Origin of the sequence: Paenibacillus sp. FSL A5-0031, assembly GCF_001956295.1 — a bacterium.
In the GTDB taxonomy this organism is placed as follows: Bacteria; Bacillota; Bacilli; order Paenibacillales; family Paenibacillaceae; genus Pristimantibacillus.
Genome location: NZ_MRTD01000001.1, coordinates 324,116 through 342,314, shown reverse-complemented (window position 1 = coordinate 342,314; position 18,199 = coordinate 324,116). Strand labels below are relative to the sequence as shown.

Here is an 18,199-nt window from a genome sequence, read left to right as displayed (position 1 = left end):
AGTTTTGTGAAAAGATCTTTTACATTTGTTAACCAAACTCCGTTGATTCATACATTCATTGAATGGGGAGAGTGTCTAAGGCCAGTGTTTATCCAACTGAGTAAAAGGCAACAATTAGAAGATGCTACAATGCTTTTGTCAAAGCTAATGGGGAATGGTTTTTACGGACTAAATAATATAGCGCGGATAACATAGAAAGAGGCCAAAAATGGTAAGAGACATCAAAATAAATGTGCGTCAATTTACAGTGTTAGTCATATTGTATTCCGTCGGTACTGCTGTCTTAATTATTCCATCAACATTAGCTGAAATCGTCAAACAAGACGCTTGGATCGCGGCTGTTCTTGGCGTGGGATTAGGGATGTTACTCGTATTATTGTACAATGCCGTAGGCAATATTTATCCAGATATGACCTTAGTTGAAAAAAATGATAAACTTCTCGGACGCTGGCTGGGCAAGGCCGTTTCTATTACCTTTATTTTTTTTGCATTCATTACAGCGGCAGATCTTTTGTATTATATGGCGGATTTTATAACAACACAGATCATGGCCGACACACCAGCGCAAGCTATTCATATTCTTTTTGCTTGCGTAGTCATCATGGGAGTTCGTCTTGGTCTTGAAAATCTAGCACGGACAGCGGAGTTTTTTTTCCCTTGGTTCGTTTTATTATTTATCATTTTAGTCATTTTCATTTCGCCGCAAATCGACTATCACAACATTCAACCTGTATTTGATACTGGAATAAAACCGATAATTCGATCTACCTTAATCTTCACAAGTATTTTCTCTCTATCCCCTGTTGTTTTTTTAATGATTTTCCCTGTTTCAGTGAATCAACCTAAAAAAGCTCAAAAAGCTTTTTTGATAGGAACATTTATAGGGGGAATCATTTTAATTATTATTATCGCTTTGACTGTTCTAGTTCTCGGTCCTGATACAACAGGAAGACATATGTATCCAAGTTTTGCGCTAGCCAAAAAAATAAACACAGGAAATTTTATACGTATTGAAGCTATAATGGCTGGCATATGGTTTGTCACAATTTTTTTTAGAACATCACTGTATTTTTACGCAGCTGTAATTGGTCTTGCACAAACGTTGAATTTAAAAGACTATCGCTCACTAACGTTACCTTTAGGGATGATCATGGTCGTGTTTTCCCTCATTTTACATCCTAATGTCCTTCATGGAAGTGAATTCAACAAAGGAGCATGGATACCTTATGTCTCGACATACGGACTCATTCTTCCTTTGATTTTATTAGGAGTTTATGCGTTTCGAAAACAGTTTTTAAAAAACTAAAGCTTGAAAATAGGCTGTCCAACAAGTCATTTAGACGATTGGACGGCCTATATTAATTTCCCTCACTTACTCCAGCAGTGTTCATCGATTCGTTACATTTCACGCTCCATATAGCTCTATCGAGTCATATTATTTTCACTTCATAAAGGGCATACTGATTTAAGCCCAATTGGAAGCTGTAATCATTTGTTCATTGTGAAATACATCACATAGTTTGAAAGCGAGTGAAACCATGAAAGAAAATAAACAAAATCGTTCAAAACAACAGGAAAAAAAATTAATTATGTTATGTGCGGTTGTAACGCTGCTCATGCTGCTGTCGATCATCCGTAAATTTATGAGCTAGTTCAAACAAGAATCAATCATCTAAGGAGTGAATCCCATGCTGCTTAACGGCTATGATCCCGTTGTATTCAGTCGTATACTAACCTCTCTCACCCTTGGCTTCCACATCATCTATGCCACGATAGGTGTCGGCATCCCGCTCATGATAGCACTAGCCGAATGGATCGGCATTAAACGGAATGACTTTCATTACCTGCTGCTTGCAAGGCGCTGGGCTCGCGGCTATGTAATCACCGTTGCAGTCGGCGTCGTGACAGGAACAGCAATTGGTCTTCAGCTAAGTCTGCTGTGGCCAAGCTTTATGAGAGTTGCTGGACAATCTATCTCCCTGCCTCTTTTCCTTGAAACCTTTGCATTCTTTTTTGAAGCCATCTTTCTCGGTATTTACCTCTATACTTGGGATCGCTTTAAAAGTAGGATGACGCATTTTTGGCTGTTGATTCCCGTCGTTATTGGTTCTTCAGCTTCAGCTTTCTTCATTACGATCGTGAACGCATTTATGAATTACCCGGTTGGATTCACTTTAGTTAACGGTGAAATCGCGGACGTTAATCCTATCGCAGCAATGCTTAGCCCGGCCATGCCGACTAAGGTAGCACATGTGCTCTCTTCAGCTTACTTAACCTGCGCATTCATACTCGCTGCCATTACGGCTTGGTCGCTGCTTAAAGGAAAAAAACATATTTATTATAAGAAAGCTTTAAAGCTCACAATGGTTTGTGCTTTTGTATTTATGATTTCTACTGCGCTTATTGGCGATTTGTCAGGAAAATATCTTGCAAAATATCAGCCTGAGAAGCTAGCTGCAACGGAGTGGCATTTTGAAACGATGGGCAAAGCGCCGCTTATACTCGGAGGTATCCTTACCGAAGACAACGAAGTGAAATACGGACTAAAAATCCCGTTTGGCCTAAGCATCCTCGCTCACAGCAATCCGTTTGCTGAGGTTACTGGATTAAATGAATTTCCTGAGGATGAGCATCCGCCTCTATGGATTCATTATCTCTTTGACATTAAGATGGCTTATGTAGCCTTTATGGTGCTGGTCTCACTCCTATTTATTATTGAAATGGTTCGAAAAAAAGGGAATACATACCGCCGCTGGCTTCTTTGCGCCGTTGTTATTGCCGCTCCAGTAGCGATACTCACCATTGAGCATGGTTGGATTTTCTCAGAGGTTGGCCGGCAGCCGTGGATCTTAAGAGGCATTATGCGTACTGCGGAAGGAGCAACGACATCCGATCATGTCGATTTAATGCTTTTGCTATTTGCCCTGCTTTATCTTGTGCTTGGCATTTCTTCTGTAAGAGTTCTAATAAAAATGTTCCGAAATAATCACGCTGAAGATGAAATAGCTGCCTACGAGAAGGAGGCTCATGATCCATTATGAGTTATGAAGTCATTGGTATTACCGTGCTCTGGACTTTTCTGTTTGGCTACCTCATTATCGCTTCTATTGATTTTGGCGCCGGTTTTTTCAGCTATTACAGCTCCATTACTGGAACGAGGCATCTGATCCATTCCATCATTGATCGGTATTTGTCCCCAGTATGGGAGGTCACCAATGTTTTTCTCGTGTTCTTTTTTGTCGGGTTTATCGGATTTTTTCCGGATACCGCCTATTATTATGGAACTGCCTTGCTTATTCCAGGAAGCATTGCCATCGTGCTGCTTGCCATTCGCGGAGCTTATTATGCTTTTAATCATTACGGCTCACGAAGTCGGAAAATCTATACACTCATGTACGGGGCTAGCGGCTTGCTTATTCCAGCTGCCTTATCAACGGTACTAACGATCTCAGAAGGAGGATACATCAAGGTTACAGACGACGGAAAAGTAATATTTCTCGTTAACGAACTGTTTAGAAGCAGCTATTCCTGGTCCGTTGTTCTGCTCGCCCTTGTAAGCGTGCTGTACATATCGGCTATGTTCTTAAGCTTCTATGCTCATAAAGCGGGCGATGCTCCTGCATTTAAGATCGTTCGAACATACGCGCTCGTATGGAGCTTACCGACAATACTTAGCAGCCTTCTTGTTTTCTTCGCTATCCATGACCATAATCGTGAGCACTATGAGAAAATGCTGGACAGATCATGGATGTTCGCTTTATCCTTTCTCTTTTTTATGTTAGCCGTTTACTTGGTGTGGAAGCGCCAGCGACTTGGATTATCGTTTATCTTCGTCATTTTGCAGTTTGCTTTCGCGTTTTATGGATACGGCTCAGCTCATCTGCCTTACATTCTGTATCCCTATTTGACCATACACGATAATTTCACAAATGATTCGATGGCTATAGCGCTAATCGTAGCATTTGTACTCGGCTTGCTGCTTCTGATCCCTTCACTATACTTGCTGATGCGTCTGTTTTTATTTAACACAAAATACGTCAAAGGCAAATAAATACCGTAAACGAAAGCAGGTGTACAATATTGGAATTTTCTTTAATTATGATTGCCCCCCTTCTCATAATAGTCATCGCAGTTGTGTTCCTATTTGTATGGGGTGCTAAAGGCCAGACTTCGCCTAGGGAATAATCTCAATAAAAAACGCGTCTCTTCCTTCTGGAATTGGACGCGTTTTTTATTAAGATCTATATTTACGATGAAAGTATAGCCTCTGCTACAAGCTGCCCGGACAGGGTCACCATCGGTGTTCCCCCGCCTGGATGCGTCGTTCCTCCGACAAACCATAATCCCTTAAGATCGGCTTGATTGGACGGTCTAGCAAAGGTTTGCCGAGCTGTATTGGAAGAAATGCCATAAATAGCTCCACGGTATGCCGATGTCTGCATTTGCAAATGGTCTGGGGTAAACACTGCTGAGATCTCTAAATCATCGATTAAACCAGTCAAGCCATACGTTTCAAGTTTCGTTAAAATGCGTTTCTGATACGATTCGGCTTCTTGCTCCCATTTTAACTCCGGAGAAGTGTATGGAGCGTTAGTCAGGATAAACAGGTTGCTGCCTCCAGCAGGGGCCATCCCATCCTCTGAATAACCTGAATGGCAAATATAAATAGCAGGATCATGAGCTGCTCTTCTTTGCTGGAAGATGTCGTCAAACTCACTGCCATAGTGTTCTGGGAAAAACACAGTGTGATGAAGCAGCTGGCTATAAGTCTTCTTACTGCCAATGAGGGAAACAAAACCTGATAACGATGGCTCATACGATGAGATTTTGGCATTGCTCATGCTTGGTCGTTTTGATTCTTCCAGCAGGTTTTTGCAAATAGCCAGCACATCACCATTTGCGATGATGATATCAGCTTTATAGTCCGCCTTGCTCGTAACAACACCTGTGATGCGACCATTCGCAGATGTAATCTGTTGAACTCTCTCGGACGTATGAATCGTTACACCTAGCTCCTGAGCAAGGAGGCCGAATGCCTCCACAATCTGGTAAGTGCCGCCCCTCACTCCATAAATGCCTAATTGCAGCTCCAAATGAGCAAGCATTGCAAAAATAGACGGAGCCGTCCGAGGCGCTGATCCAACATAGGTCGCATATCGTCCAAAGAGTGCAAGTGTATGCGGATGCCTAAAGTAACGGCGAAGCAGCCGTTCCAATGTCAACCATGGACGAATCCGCAGCAAACCCGCAAGCAGCCTTACGTCTGCTTTATCCTTCCATGACAGCAGCAGCCGATTCATGAAGAGCTGATCAGCTTGTTGATATAAGGCAGCAGCCTCTTTCATGAATGAGCGATACTGCCTCGCATCCTCTGGACTATAAGCAGCAATCTGCGATTCCATCACGCTGAAATCAGAGCATAAATCAACCGTCGTTCCGTCTGCAAAATGATTCCGCGTGCCTGGGATCAGCGGATAAAAGGTAACGTAGTCTTCCATCCGGCGTCCAACGCTCTCGAATACCTGCTGAAATACATGAGGCATGGTAATCGTGCTTGGTCCACGATCGAAGCGATAACCGCCAAGCTCAATGCGCTGAAGCTTTCCGCCGAGTGATGCCTGTTGTTCAAGCACAGTGACGTGATGACCCGCATATGCCAATCGAATCGCTGCAGATAATCCGCCTAAACCTCCGCCAATGACAATGACTTGCTTCACGAATACCTCCTCCCTTTCCATTCATAACCAGTGCCATTTAAGCTCGCCCGCCACGAGGCCAAGGCAATCGCTGACAGCAGAAATATACTTGCCGGTAAACAGAAGGATAAGTACCAAGGCTGTCCACTTTTCCTATCAATGATCCTCTTCAGACAAACGCCTAGCAGATAGCAGAGCGAGCTTGGCAATAAAACAGTTGTAAGCCATCCTTCCGGATAGGCATGCAAGAGAAGCCCAGCTAAACAAATGATCATCATTAACGGAGGCAGTATATAAAGCAGGGTGTACATAAACAACATAATTCCAAGCAATAAGCTGCTGCGACCTATACCTGCAAATATATTTTTCTTATAGCCGTTCCAAACCCCTGCAGCGTTCTGATACATACGCATCGAAATTTGGGGGCAAACGTAGGCTAAAGTGACGGGAAGCCCGGCTTTTTTAACAGCACCAGCAAGCTGCATATCATCGACGAGATGACCTTTGAAACCAGCATGGCCGCCTGTCGCCCAGTAGCTTTCTGCTGAAATCATCAGAAAAGCGCCGTGTGCGGCGACGAACTTTGGATCTGGCGATTGCCGAACAAGTCGTATCGGCAGATGGCAGGCAATGGAGAAGCTCATCATCGGGACGATGAGCTTCTCCATCCATGTTCCAGTTTCCTGCTTAGGGAAACCGGTCACGAGCCCTTGACCTTGCGCTAGCGCGGTGTCAAGCGCATCCGCGAGCGCACCCGGCTCAAGCCGCGCATCGGCGTCGAGGAATAACCACCATTCGCCGCGCGCCGCTTCTGCGAGTTGATGACATGCGTGCGACTTGCCAAGCCAGCCGAACGGCAGCACATCACCAGGCAAAACGCGAACACGGCTGTCGCCTGCTGCTGCGAGCCGCGCAGCTTCTGCTGTTCCGTCTGTGGAACGATCATCCAGCACCAGCACCTCGATAAATATGGAAGGCTCCAGCAGCACCGATTGTATACATGCGGTGATGTTATCCGCTTCATTACGCGCTGGAATAAGAACCGACAGCCGTGGTCTAGTTGTATTTCCGTGAGCATGTGGAGCATCAGATTGAATGGACACTGCCCCTCCTGACAGCCAAACTCGTCCTTTGCCGCTGCCTCCCAGAGAAGGCATCTGCGAGAGATTCCATAACACAAATAATAGCTGCAGCATCAGGGCTGCAGCTACCGTCCAAAAAAAGATTTCCACCTTGTCACCCCGTTCATCCAAGCATCAAAAACCTCATTCGTTGACCGTTTCGCCTTCAGCATTGATCGATACTCGGCTGTCTCCCCGCGAGCTGCTGCTATTACTGCAAGGCGGTGTTCATTCAGTTGATCCTCCAAAGCCGATTCAAGCATTCTCGTAATGGTTTTTCGTCCCAGCTGCTGCCATACTCTGTGGATAGGTTTACCGAATTGGAGACTGACTTCTGCCTTTTGATGAAGTCCTAGCGAATAATATGCGGTTACGGGCTGAACAATCGTTTCCGGACAGCGTTCCAATAAATAGCCTGCGCCGGTTTGAAATCTTAAAGGTCTTCGCTCCAGATGCTCGATATCTCCTTGTGGAAATAACCAAACTCCATATCCTTGATTTAATAAATTCTCACTATATCGAAGGGAAGCAACGATCGCTCGGCTTGACTTCTTATCAATCGAGAAAGCTCCTATTTTGCGAAAAAATCGATACCGCTTCATTTGCTCTTCATCCATCATCATATAGTGTTCACGCGCTGAAGCGTTTGCGATCGCATGATATACAACCATTCCATCCCACCAAGAGCTATGATTCATAAGATAGAGCACAGGCTGACCTTGCGGAGCTGGATCGATCTCACCGCTCAGCTGAAACGCGTGAAAATGCCGTCTTAACAAATAGTTTTCATTGTATTGCGCGAATACTCGTTTAAACCACTTGCTTGAGCCCGCTGCGATCAATCCGTCCCGCTCCTTCCGCCACAACGATAGCTGCCAATGCGATGATGAACGGCATCATTAAACCTTCTTTTGCCCCTAAGAGACCAAACATAAGCAGCATCATTTGCGTGAGTCTAACAGCCTCGATTCGAACGTTCGCCGATACTTCTCTCAAAGGAAACAGAAATGAAACAGCTGCTGATATAACGAACCAACTGATGAAGTTTGCTGCCGGTATCCCGTAGAAATCACCAGGCTCATGCCAAATCCAGAACTGCCTAGCGAAAGCCACTGGATCGAGTACGAGGTCAAAAACAACCGTCCATAAGCCGGTATGAAGCGCACGCGTCCATCGATTCGAGAAGGCAGTCATTCGCATCACAGTGACAATGACACCGATCCACGCACAAAATATGGCGAGGGGTACTCCGCCAAGCGAGATGCCAAGTAAAGATGTGTACTGGTAGTCTCCAAACGGCCATCCCATCGTCACACCAAGCCATTCAACAGCAAACGTAAGTACTCCAACGAGCATGATCCTACTCCAGCTGCGACGGCGCTCTTCGCCCATCATGCCTTCAATATGAATGGCATACAGGGCAAAAAAAACGAGAAACAAACCATTGGAAAAGGAAAGCCATGTGGGAACGCCAATGGTCAGCATGAGGATTAGCCCGATGCAATACCAAAAAATAAATAGGTAGCGGATCATAGCGATACCGCATTGCTGTCATTAACCTCTGATACGAGCGTATATTTCATTTTTATATTCGTATAAAGCTTTAATTTATTTAATGAGCTGACGATAGCTCGCTTCTTATAGACTTCGTAGTTTGCAGCCTTTACTTCATCCAAAATCGCAGCATAGAAACTTGCGGCCAGCTCAACTGAAAAAGCGCTGCTGGCAGGATACGTTTCAAGCCCGCGCAAGCCTCGTGCGAACCAACTGCGTGAAAGTGTGTCCAGCTCTTGCACAAGATGTTGAAATCGTTCATCGACAACGCCCATATTGAAGTCACTTTCGGTATAGTCATGACGAGCGAGCAGCTCAAGCGGAAGGTATCGACGCCCTCTGCTCTGATCTTCGCCAACGTCGCGAACAATGTTTACTATTTGCATGGCTTTGCCAAGCCATATTCCCGCTTCTATTACTTGAATATCTGGCTGATCATGCAAGACAGGCAGAAGCATCTCACCAACTGTTCCGGCAACCAAGTAGCAGTAGTCCTCCAACTGCTCCATCGTCTCATAGTGGGTGAAAGATAAATCCCGGCGCTGTCCCTCCATTTGTCTGAAAAAAGGTTTTTTACTGAGCGGAAAAGTATCAAACAGCCACCGTAAAGAAGGCCATATGAAATGATCCGCTGCCTGATCCAAACGGTAAAAATGTTGTTCAAGCTCATCAATGGTATAGGGAGAACGTTGCGGCTCATCTACTGCATCGTCTATCATGCGGCAGAAAGCATAAATAACGTAAACGGCTTCGCGCCTTGGGCTAGGCAAATAACGAAAAGCTTTGTAGAACGATGATGATCCTTTCTGAATCATCGCTTCACATTGCGCCAAACAGACAGTGGGTTCCATATGGTTACTCCTTTAACAAATAGTTGGCTAGCAGCCTTGCACCTTGCATAACAATCGGTATTCCACCGCCTGGATGCACCGATGCCCCTACAGCAAACAAACCTTTTATCGGATATGGCACGATTTGAGGACGGAACACTGCCGACTGTCCAAATGTTGGCGCAATGCCGAAGCTGCCACCATGATAGAGACCATCCGACTCCGCGTCCTGCGGCGTCCTTATTTCCTTCCATTGAATCGCAGCTCTCAAGCCGGGAAAGCCCCTCTTCTCAGCTTCATCAATTACATGCTCGACTAACGCGGGCACTTCATCCTCCCATGCTACGGAGCCGTGTGGCGGAGCGGGAATCAGCATATACATGACGCTCTCACCCGGAGGTGCTGCATCAACATCCATAGCTGACGGATAAAATATATAAAAGGATGGATCTTTCGGAAGCTGATTGTTTTGAAAAATTTGTTTTAATCCGCTCTGTAAATTGTCAGGTAAAAAAAACTGGTGAACGGAAGCCTGATCCCACTGTTTGTTTAGGCCTAAATAGATCAAGATTGTTCCAGAAGACGGCTTATAGGCTTTCATTGGAACAGTGTTCTTAGGCATCAATGAAGCCAGATGTGGAAAATCACCGTTATACACAATCGTATCATGCAGCGTTTCCCTGCCGCCTTCGTCTATCACGCCAATGCAGCGTCCATTTTCAAGTACCAATTGCTCAATCTGAGTTTCTGTCTTGATTTGAACTCCTCTACTCCTAAGCTCCTCTTCCAAGATGGAAACGATTCCGGCATAACCTCCTTTTACATACCAAATGCCATACGCATGTTCAGCGAAGGGCAATAACGTATACAATCCCGGAGATTGAAAAGGAGCGCCGCCTATGTATAAGGTTTGTAAAGAGAACGCATCAAGCAGCTTCTCACTTCGGAAGTATCGTCCTGCAAAGGAACGCACGCTTTTGTAGGCTTTAAGCTTCGTTAATAAAGTTAAGTTTCGAAAAGTATAAAACTCTCGTTTTCGCAAAAATGGACGTTCCAGAAAAGCTTCTTTTCCTTGTTTAAAAGCCACTTCCATGTCCGCCATATAACGCCGAAAGCCATCGACTTCCTCTGGAAACATTCGCTCAAGCTCTTCGATCTGACGCTGCTGATTCCGCCATTTGTGAAATACGGTGCCGTCTGCATAATGAATACGGTAAAGCGGATCGCATTCGAGCAGCGGTATGCGTGATCGCTCGATTCCCGCTTCCTCCAAAATACTAAGCAGCATTTCGGGCAAGAGCACAATTGTAGGACCCTGATCGATCCGATAGCCTCCGCCTTGCTGATAAGCTAATCTACCGCCAAGCCGAGTGCCTCTTTCATAGATGGTAACCTGCTTGCCTCGCTTGCTAAGCATCAGAGCTGCTGTTAAACTGCCTATTCCACCACCGACAAAAGCTACTCCCACCGAATGGCCTCCTTCTGTGGGTGGATGACTACTGAAGCTCCGCCAACCCGTATACGTTCACTTTCATCCTGCGCCATAAGTAGACGGGTACTGATGCGCGCTGATTCGAAGATCGTCGGCAAGCCGCTGCCAGGGTGAGTTCCTCCCCCTACAAGCCAACAATTAGCGAGCTCTTCAAAGCGGTTATGAGGACGAAGTTTCATCATTTGATCCAGTGAATGTGCTAGATTAAACGTTGCTCCTTCATAAACATGATGATCATTTCGCCAATCTAATGGCGTGATGATGGCTTCCTCCTCGATGTCAGCTGAGAAACCTGCTAACTCTGGCTCCTGCTCCATACGCTCGATCATCTTTTCTCTAACGAGTGTCCGCTGCTCCTCCCAACTGACATTCGCAGTCAGATTCGGTACCGGCATAAGTGCGTATAAAGCGGTTTTCCCTTGAGGAGCGAGCGTTGGATCGTTAAGACCAGGATTATGTATATAAATAGATGCGTCTGAAGACAGCATCTTTTTTGTCATGATTTCATGTACGTTTTGGCGATAGTTGTTGGCAAATAAAATGTTATGGTGCGGCATATGTATTTCACGATTTACTCCGAGGTAGAGCATATAAGTAGAGCAAGAATATTTCTTCTTGGCAAGCTTTGCCGGACTGTATTTCTTAAGCTCACCCGGTTCAAACAAGTGGTTCATAGCGGTTGCAAAATCAGCATTGATGATGATATGATCCGCTTCTATTTTTTCTCCATTTTCCAAAAGCAGGCCCACTGCTTTTCCGCTCTGGCTCAGCACTCTTTGAACACCGCAGGAGGTAACAATCTCGCCATCGTACTCACGAATCACTTCAGCCATTGCCTCGCAGATGCGGTTAACGCCTCCCACTGGATGAAAAAGACCAAATTTATGTTCCAAATATGCGAGAATTGTAAATGTACCTGGGCATTCCCATGGCGACATGCCTAAATATTTCGCTTGGAAAGTAAACGCATATTTCAGCCTTTCATCTGTAAAATAATGTGAAAGTCTGTCATACACACTTCCTATCGCATTCAGCCGCGGCAGCGCTTGAAACACATCCCGAGAAATATAGTCGCTTAGCTTGCTGAAAGGCCGCTGCAGCAGCGGGGAAACCTTGTTATATTTCTCCCCCTCCTCCTTCATAAATTGAAGATAACCTTTACCGTTGCCGGGAAATAGCTCCTCGATCCTCTCAACCATCTGCTTCTCGTCCCGTGTTGGTGAAAATGCAACATCGCCGAATTGCAGCCTATATAGCGGATCAAGCGCAATGAGCTCAACATAGTCGTACAAGGAGCGATTTACAGATTGAAACATTTCTTCAAGCAGGTGCGGCATCATGAAAAACGTAGGTCCTCGATCAAAAAAATACTCACCCAGCTGAAGCCTGGAGGTCCTCCCACCTATATAGGGCTGCTTCTCATAGACGGTAACTCGGTAACCTCGGCCAGCCAGCTCCATGGCAGCTGCTAAACCGCCAGGGCCTGCTCCAATAACGGCCACGACTCCCTTGTCCATACCAATTCCCCTTTCCAAAAAAAACGAATTAACTATACAAACATTATACAAACATAATACATACTCGATAATAGTCTGTAAAGTTAATTTATTCATTAGAATTGGAAACTTAACCCTAAAACCTTATCTTTAAACCATCTTTCCCATTCTTCTTGATTGCCATTCGGAAGCACCCAATCTGAATAAGGTTCTGGTACGCCTTGGAAACCTTGTCCACCTAAAACAATCTCCAGATCAACATGATGAACCAATAAACGGTTTATAAAAGCAAAAGTGGGATCCATTAAATTTGCGTCAGTTAACGATATACACAAGACTCGAATTTGCTGCGACTTAATCAACTCTGCAATGCCATCCTCCGGAGTATCTGGTCCAAGATACAGCACGTCTGCTCCTTTTTTACGTAAAAATAAAGAAAATAAAAGGAGTCCTGCTTGATGATGTTCTCCGGATGGACATAAAGCAAGCATGCGGGGCACTCGATTATCAATCGGAAAAAGCTGAAAAAAACTAAGACAACGCTGAATCACGAACTGTGTAATGAAATGCTCCTGCGCGACAGAAGCTCTGCCTTCTTCCCACTCCGTGCCGGCTTTAATCATTACTGAAAATAAGATTTGATAGATCATAATGTCATAGCCATACATGGAAAACCCTAAATCCACCATCGTTTTTGCTTGTTCCGTACGAAAGTTGCAAAGCGTGTTATACAAGCGCTCTACCATCTCTTGATGAGCCTCTTCAGCCCCAACTTTAGCTTGGGTATCTGTCTTCGCTTCCAACATGCGCTCGCGCAAAAGCTGCTGCTCCTTTAGCAGTCTAACAGCTTGCGAAATCGTTACACCTTTCTCATCCGTCTGGTTTTTGAGGAAGCGTAAATCCTCCATATTTTTATCATCAAAGAGGCGATAGCCTGTTTCTGTGCGAATGGGCTTAATCGCTTCATATCTTGTTTCCCAAGCACGAATCGTAACCGCAGGAATACCTAGCAGTGTTGAAGCTTGTCTGATTGTGTACATCATTACATTTCACTCTTTTCCTTCAGTTTCCAAAAAATGCGCTGCAGCCGAAAACGGTTATAGCGCTGTACAATGATAAATGGGACATTGGCGACAATGGCATAAACGATCATGATCCAGCCATAAATGCTTTCGTTCCATAGGAAAAATAGCGGCGCAGGCAGCATTGATATGATGTGAGTCCACTCTCCGCGCCGCGTTTCAAGTATAAAGGTCTGCAAGTAAGCTTTCTCAAGGACAGCTAATTTTTTCTTGGCAAAGCCTCCTTGAAACAAGCTTCCTCCGTCTGGCAGTTTGTCTTTCCAAACGCGAATGAATAACAATCGTTCATAAACCATTTCTTCTCTGCGCTTCTTTGCCTGAGGCTTCATGCGATCAGCCGTGCGACTGAACCAAGCATCAGGCATTTTCAAAAACAAATAGGACACGCCCATATGAACAAGCAGCCATGCAAAAATATTTACAACCAATGTCCAAAACGGTGAAAATTCAAAAATTCTCACTTTCGCCCGCTTCCCTTCATAGTTGAAATCGAGCGACCTTTCCATGTGACCTTGCGGCGAAAAAAGGTTTGCAGCGTTGAACTAGCGAAGATCCCCATAAAAAAGAGAAGCGGAATAGGAAACAGAAAAGCCGTCTGGAAACCAAAATTTCCAGCTCGACTTAACTGTATATTTATTAGCAAAACGTAAGCGAGGTAGCTGATGATTCCTATCGTTATTTGGTCGCTTGATCGCCAAATTTGAGGATTCGTCCATTGTGTAACAACCGTAATCGAACCAGTCAGCCACCAGATTATAGCTAGTAAACGCAGCGGTGTCGTAGAAGATGCACCTGATGCGAAGCTTTTACTCCAGCCTGCACACAATTGCCGAATGCCTTCCGGGTACATTCGGAAAGCAATAACGCCATTTCCGCTACAATTTCGAACCGTTTGTTGCTCAGCAAATAGAAGGCCTAAGCTGTAATTTTCGAGAATACGCTCACGAACAGCCTCGTGCCCACCTGTTTGAAAATATGATTCTCGGGTACAGACTATACAAGGACCGAAAGCGCCTACAGCTTTCTTCTTTGTTGCGACAGCAGTTTGAGGTGCTCCAACCGCAGCTAAGACGATGATGTTGAAGAAAGCTGACAACCATTCATAGGGCCGCTTCATCTTGTGGTAAGGCTGGATCGAAAGCAGCCCGTTCTGCTTTGAATGGGCCTCAGCCAGCACCGCCAACCCAGCATCCTCTAAACAAGTATCTGCATCAAGGAAAATAAGTAAATGACCGCTTGCTGCCTGCGCGCCTTTCCAGCACGCCCAGCTTTTACCAAGCCAACCATCCGGCAGCTCGCCCGGATTTACAACTATTGCACCAAATGATTCGGCGATGGCTGCTGTACGATCAGTTGATCCGTCATCTACTACAATCACTTCAAATGGAGCGAGTTGTTGCCCCTTAATTGATGGCAATAACTGTGTCAGGTTTCTCTCTTCATTTCTAGCTGGAATGATAACTGAAATGCTTAGGAGACTCTTTCTATCGTTCTTTGTGAAAGGCACCAAATCCTCTTCTAATGGTCGGATTTTGTTCAGTAGCCATGCACCACAAATAAGTCCGCCAAGCAACAGCACAACATTTCCAATCATAGATCTATTCCTCTGTCCAATAGGTACCAAAATTCCTTATATGACTCGTTATTCCATGTTTTCTTATACAAACAGCTCATTTTCCCCAAAGTTGTGTACCACCTTTCACCAGGCTGATTAGGTCATTCAACTTGACAGTTGATAATGGTTATACAAACTTACAACCACAGCCCTATCTTTGGTGAAAATGATGGCATTCAAACTATATGAGCCATTATTCGCTTTTTTTATAGCCTCATTCTCGTCGTTTAACGACGAAATAGCAGGAGCTATCCGAAGATTTGATCCTGCAAATGCTGCATGTTATAGGTAAAATTTGTTAATACTGAAAGTGAAAAAGTGATGGTTAAATGCAAATCCCGTATTCTACTTATTGCATTAACCTTTTACGTTAGTTCTACAACGATTATACGATTGTGTATATAGTTTGTCATCTGCATCGTTTCGGCTAAATGACCAATGTTGAGAGGAAGTGCTCCTATGAGCAAAAAGATTATTGTCGTTGGAGGCGGTCTCGGCGGACTATCAGCTGCTATTCGCCTCTCTGTAGATGGGCATCAAGTGACCATATTAGAAAAAAATGAACGCGTAGGCGGCAAATTAAACGTAAGATCAGGGCAAGGCTACACTTTCGATACGGGCCCTTCTATTCTGACGATGCCTTGGGTGCTGGAGCAGCTGTTTGAAAGTGCAGGCCGCAATCTAGAGGACTATATGAAGCTGGTCCGTGTTGAACCTCAGTGGAGAACTTTTTTCGATGATGGGGTAACACTTGATATAACAGGTGACTTCCCTGACCTAATCAAGCAATTCGAACAAATCTCACCGGTTGATGCGCAACAATTCCTCTCTTATTTGGATTATTGTCAGCAAATGTATCAGCTCAACACAAAAAGCTTTTATAACAAGAGCCTTAGTGGCCTGAGCGACCTGCGGCGTCACCACAGTATGAAGGAATTGTTAGCGATGGACCCGATGAAGACGATGCATCAGACGACAAACCGCTTTCTGAAGGACAAACATTTGCGTCAATTGTTCGATTTTTTCATCATGTATATCGGTTCCTCGCCTTATGCTGCTCCCGCTGTGCTGTCACAATTAATCTATGTACAAATGGGGCTTGGCATCTATTATGTAGAAGGCGGTATGTACCGTATTGCGGAGGGTATGCTTAAGCTGCTTGATGAGCTCGGTGTAGAGGTTCGCACTTCAGCTCCAGTTGCTCAAATAAATACAGTCGGCCAAACCGCAACAGGGGTAACTTTAGAAGATGGCTGCGTAATAGAAGCTGATCTGATTGTGTCTAATCTTGAGGCTATTCCAGCGCATCAGACACTGCTGCAGCATCATCCGAAATCGGCTGACCGCGTAAAGGATTTAGCTAAATACGAGCCTACTGTATCAGGGCTTGTGCTGCTTCTTGGCGTGGATAAAGTGTATGATCAGCTTCTTCACCATAATTTCTTCTTCTCTGAAGATCCAGACAAAGAGTTCAACGATATATTTGTCGAAGGCAAACCTACAGACGACCCAACTGTATACATAGGGGTTTCAAGCAAAACCGATCCTGGACAGGCCCCGCAGGGCAAAGAAAATCTATTTGTGCTTACTCATGTGCCGCCGCTCAGAGCTGGAGAAAGCTTCGAGTCACAGAAGGCGACTTACAGAGACCTAGTTCTGAATAAGCTCGAACGTATGGGACTAACGGAACTGAAACAGCATATTGAGTTTGAATATACCTTCACTCCAGATGATATCCAGCAGCTTTATGGTTCTAATGGCGGTTCCATCTACGGCATTGTAACGGACCGCAAGCTTAACGGCGGCTTCAAAATCCCAAGCAAAAGCAAGCTGCTCGATAATCTATATTTCGTTGGCGGATCTACGCACCCCGGTGGTGGCGTCCCAATGGTCACTTTATCCGGACAACTCACCGCTGACCTCATCAAAGAGCAATTGAGCATTGCTGCAAAATCCGTCATGTAGGTAGATTCAATTCATATAAAAAAACCTCTAATCCGTTATCGCGGATTAGAGGTTTTTATCAATTGTTTGATTATTAAATAAGTTCAAGGGCCATTCCGCCTAATGCACCGGCCACAACAATCATCCAAGGTGGAAGCTTCCAAAATACAAGCATAATAAACAATATGGCAGCCAGCATAAAATCACCGGACTCTACGATGGCGCTAGTCCAAAGCGGATCATACAGTGCAGCAAGCAATATGCCAACTACAGCGGCGTTAATGCCAATTAATGCACCTTGGATTTTTGAGTTATTTCGCAACACATTCCAAAACGGCAATGTTCCAGCAACGAGAAGAAATGCCGGCAAAAAAATTGCAGTTGTTGCAACAATGGCTCCAGTTAATCCACCAGAGAGAGTACCAAGATAACTAGCGAATGTAAAAAGTGGTCCAGGCACAGCCTGCGCAGCGCTATAACCTGCTAAAAAATCCGATTCATTAACCCACCCGGTAAAGACAACTTCGTTCTCAAGAAGCGGCAGAACAACATGTCCGCCTCCAAACACCAATGAGCCTGCACGATAATAGCTATCGAACATCGCAATCCATTCCATATTTCCCCATTGCCTTAGAAATGGCAACATAATTAGAAGCGTGAGAAATATAACGAGGCAGGAGACCGCAAGGGAACGGCTAATCCGAATGTTCAAATCAGGAGTTCCCTCGACTGTTTTCATACGATATAACCATACCCCGATCAGTCCAGCTGCAGCAATAATGATCACCTGACTATAGGCCGCTTGCCAATATAACGTTACCGCAGCAGCGATGACTGCTATCGTAGCTCTATTCCGATCCGGTGTTAGTTTCTGCCCCATCCCTAGAATAGCATGAGCAACGATGGCCACCGCTACAATTTTCAATCCATGAATCCAGCCTGTGTTTCCAAGATCAAATCCTTGCAGCAGAAAAGCAAAGGCCACTAATGCAATGATCGATGGCAGTGTGAACCCTAACCAAGCCACTAGTCCGCCCAATAACCCAGCCCTAACTATCCCTATACCAATCCCAACTTGACTGCTGGCAGGTCCGGGTAGAAACTGACATAAAGCAACGAGGTCTGCATAACTTCGTTCATCCATCCATTTACGGCGACGAATATACTCATTGTGAAAATAACCCAGATGGGCTATTGGACCCCCAAATGAGGTAAGCCCTAGTTTAGTGGATACAGCTAGTACCTCTACTAAAGATGCGATTGTTCCTCTTTTCAATCCTATAGCCTCATTCCATTACTCATGTTATTTACATTGTAAGCTTGCGAATAATTGGCGTACAACCCTTTAACAAATACTTAATAAATGGTT

Annotated in this window: 16 protein-coding genes; 5 read left to right on the top strand and 11 right to left on the bottom strand. The window is 44.9% G+C overall.

Annotation, left to right across the window (positions count from 1 at the left end; all coding sequences use genetic code 11):
• The first annotated feature begins 208 nt into the window (after positions 1-208).
• From BK120_RS01370 to cydS, 4 genes are all read left to right on the top strand, one after another.
• Positions 209-1,306 (top strand): GerAB/ArcD/ProY family transporter, encoded by a 1,098-nt coding sequence (locus BK120_RS01370; RefSeq protein ID WP_076265672.1) that lies wholly within the window; start codon positions 209-211, stop codon positions 1,304-1,306.
• 382 nt (positions 1,307-1,688) lie between these two features.
• The gene (locus BK120_RS01365) at positions 1,689-3,041 is read left to right on the top strand and encodes a cytochrome ubiquinol oxidase subunit I (protein WP_076265671.1); all 1,353 of its coding nucleotides are present in this window, start codon (positions 1,689-1,691) and stop codon (positions 3,039-3,041) included.
• Positions 3,038-4,051 (top strand): cytochrome d ubiquinol oxidase subunit II, encoded by a 1,014-nt coding sequence (locus tag BK120_RS01360; protein WP_076265670.1) that lies wholly within the window; start codon positions 3,038-3,040, stop codon positions 4,049-4,051. Before BK120_RS01365 ends, BK120_RS01360 begins: the two co-directional genes overlap by 4 nt.
• Before the next feature lie 29 nt (positions 4,052-4,080).
• Positions 4,081-4,185 carry a cytochrome bd oxidase small subunit CydS family protein gene (gene cydS / locus BK120_RS36350; protein WP_483874402.1) on the top strand — a complete coding sequence of 35 codons (105 nt, stop codon included), beginning with the start codon at positions 4,081-4,083 and terminating at the stop codon, positions 4,183-4,185.
• Between the two features lie 62 nt (positions 4,186-4,247).
• On the opposite strand, the gene BK120_RS01355 is transcribed toward cydS, so the two are convergent.
• From BK120_RS01355 to BK120_RS01310, 10 genes are all read right to left on the bottom strand, one after another.
• A complete protein-coding gene (locus tag BK120_RS01355) occupies positions 4,248-5,717 on the bottom strand; it encodes a phytoene desaturase family protein (protein ID WP_076265669.1) in 1,470 nt (489 codons plus the stop codon).
• On the bottom strand, positions 5,714-6,949 hold the full coding sequence (locus BK120_RS01350; protein ID WP_256710751.1) for a glycosyltransferase family 2 protein: 1,236 nt from the start codon (positions 6,947-6,949) through the stop codon (positions 5,714-5,716). The genes BK120_RS01355 and BK120_RS01350 overlap by 4 nt, the downstream gene beginning before the upstream one ends.
• Positions 6,904-7,659 carry a lysophospholipid acyltransferase family protein gene (locus BK120_RS01345; RefSeq protein WP_076265667.1) on the bottom strand — a complete coding sequence of 252 codons (756 nt, stop codon included), beginning with the start codon at positions 7,657-7,659 and terminating at the stop codon, positions 6,904-6,906. The genes BK120_RS01350 and BK120_RS01345 overlap by 46 nt, the downstream gene beginning before the upstream one ends.
• A complete protein-coding gene (locus BK120_RS01340; RefSeq protein ID WP_076265666.1) occupies positions 7,628-8,350 on the bottom strand; it encodes a carotenoid biosynthesis protein in 723 nt (240 codons plus the stop codon). Before BK120_RS01340 ends, BK120_RS01345 begins: the two co-directional genes overlap by 32 nt.
• Positions 8,347-9,222: a phytoene/squalene synthase family protein gene (locus BK120_RS01335; RefSeq protein WP_076265665.1), complete on the bottom strand. Its 876-nt coding sequence runs from the start codon at positions 9,220-9,222 to the stop codon at positions 8,347-8,349. Before BK120_RS01335 ends, BK120_RS01340 begins: the two co-directional genes overlap by 4 nt.
• Positions 9,223-9,226: 4 nt before the next feature.
• Positions 9,227-10,669 (bottom strand): phytoene desaturase family protein, encoded by a 1,443-nt coding sequence (locus BK120_RS01330; RefSeq protein WP_076265664.1) that lies wholly within the window; start codon positions 10,667-10,669, stop codon positions 9,227-9,229.
• Positions 10,660-12,210 (bottom strand): phytoene desaturase family protein, encoded by a 1,551-nt coding sequence (locus BK120_RS01325; RefSeq protein ID WP_076265663.1) that lies wholly within the window; start codon positions 12,208-12,210, stop codon positions 10,660-10,662. Before BK120_RS01325 ends, BK120_RS01330 begins: the two co-directional genes overlap by 10 nt.
• Before the next feature lie 95 nt (positions 12,211-12,305).
• Entirely contained in the window at positions 12,306-13,232 is a 927-nt protein-coding gene (locus tag BK120_RS01320; protein ID WP_083681475.1) for a MerR family transcriptional regulator, read from the bottom strand.
• The gene (locus BK120_RS01315; protein WP_076265662.1) at positions 13,232-13,732 is read right to left on the bottom strand and encodes a glycosyl-4,4'-diaponeurosporenoate acyltransferase CrtO family protein; all 501 of its coding nucleotides are present in this window, start codon (positions 13,730-13,732) and stop codon (positions 13,232-13,234) included. Before BK120_RS01315 ends, BK120_RS01320 begins: the two co-directional genes overlap by 1 nt.
• Entirely contained in the window at positions 13,729-14,865 is a 1,137-nt protein-coding gene (locus BK120_RS01310; RefSeq protein ID WP_076265661.1) for a glycosyltransferase, read from the bottom strand. The genes BK120_RS01315 and BK120_RS01310 overlap by 4 nt, the downstream gene beginning before the upstream one ends.
• Before the next feature lie 480 nt (positions 14,866-15,345).
• Here BK120_RS01310 and BK120_RS01305 point away from each other — a divergent pair, with 480 nt between their 5' ends.
• Entirely contained in the window at positions 15,346-16,851 is a 1,506-nt protein-coding gene (locus BK120_RS01305) for a phytoene desaturase family protein (protein ID WP_076265660.1), read from the top strand.
• 73 nt (positions 16,852-16,924) lie between these two features.
• On the opposite strand, the gene BK120_RS01300 is transcribed toward BK120_RS01305, so the two are convergent.
• Complete coding sequence (locus tag BK120_RS01300; RefSeq protein ID WP_256710750.1) at positions 16,925-18,106, bottom strand: chromate transporter; 1,182 nt, start codon at positions 18,104-18,106, stop codon at positions 16,925-16,927.
• Positions 18,107-18,199 lie beyond the last annotated feature (93 nt).

Coding starts and splice junctions, on each gene's coding strand:
- BK120_RS01365 (WP_076265671.1), top strand. CDS start 1,689: ATGCTGCTTAACGGCTATGATCCCGTTGTATTCAGTCGTATACTAACC.
- BK120_RS01305 (WP_076265660.1), top strand. CDS start 15,346: ATGAGCAAAAAGATTATTGTCGTTGGAGGCGGTCTCGGCGGACTATCA.
- BK120_RS01320 (WP_083681475.1), bottom strand. CDS start 13,232: ATGATGTACACAATCAGACAAGCTTCAACACTGCTAGGTATTCCTGCG.
- BK120_RS01335 (WP_076265665.1), bottom strand. CDS start 9,222: ATGGAACCCACTGTCTGTTTGGCGCAATGTGAAGCGATGATTCAGAAA.
- BK120_RS01310 (WP_076265661.1), bottom strand. CDS start 14,865: ATGATTGGAAATGTTGTGCTGTTGCTTGGCGGACTTATTTGTGGTGCA.
- BK120_RS01340 (WP_076265666.1), bottom strand. CDS start 8,350: ATGATCCGCTACCTATTTATTTTTTGGTATTGCATCGGGCTAATCCTC.
- BK120_RS01360 (WP_076265670.1), top strand. CDS start 3,038: ATGAGTTATGAAGTCATTGGTATTACCGTGCTCTGGACTTTTCTGTTT.
- BK120_RS01370 (WP_076265672.1), top strand. CDS start 209: ATGGTAAGAGACATCAAAATAAATGTGCGTCAATTTACAGTGTTAGTC.
- BK120_RS01325 (WP_076265663.1), bottom strand. CDS start 12,210: ATGGACAAGGGAGTCGTGGCCGTTATTGGAGCAGGCCCTGGCGGTTTA.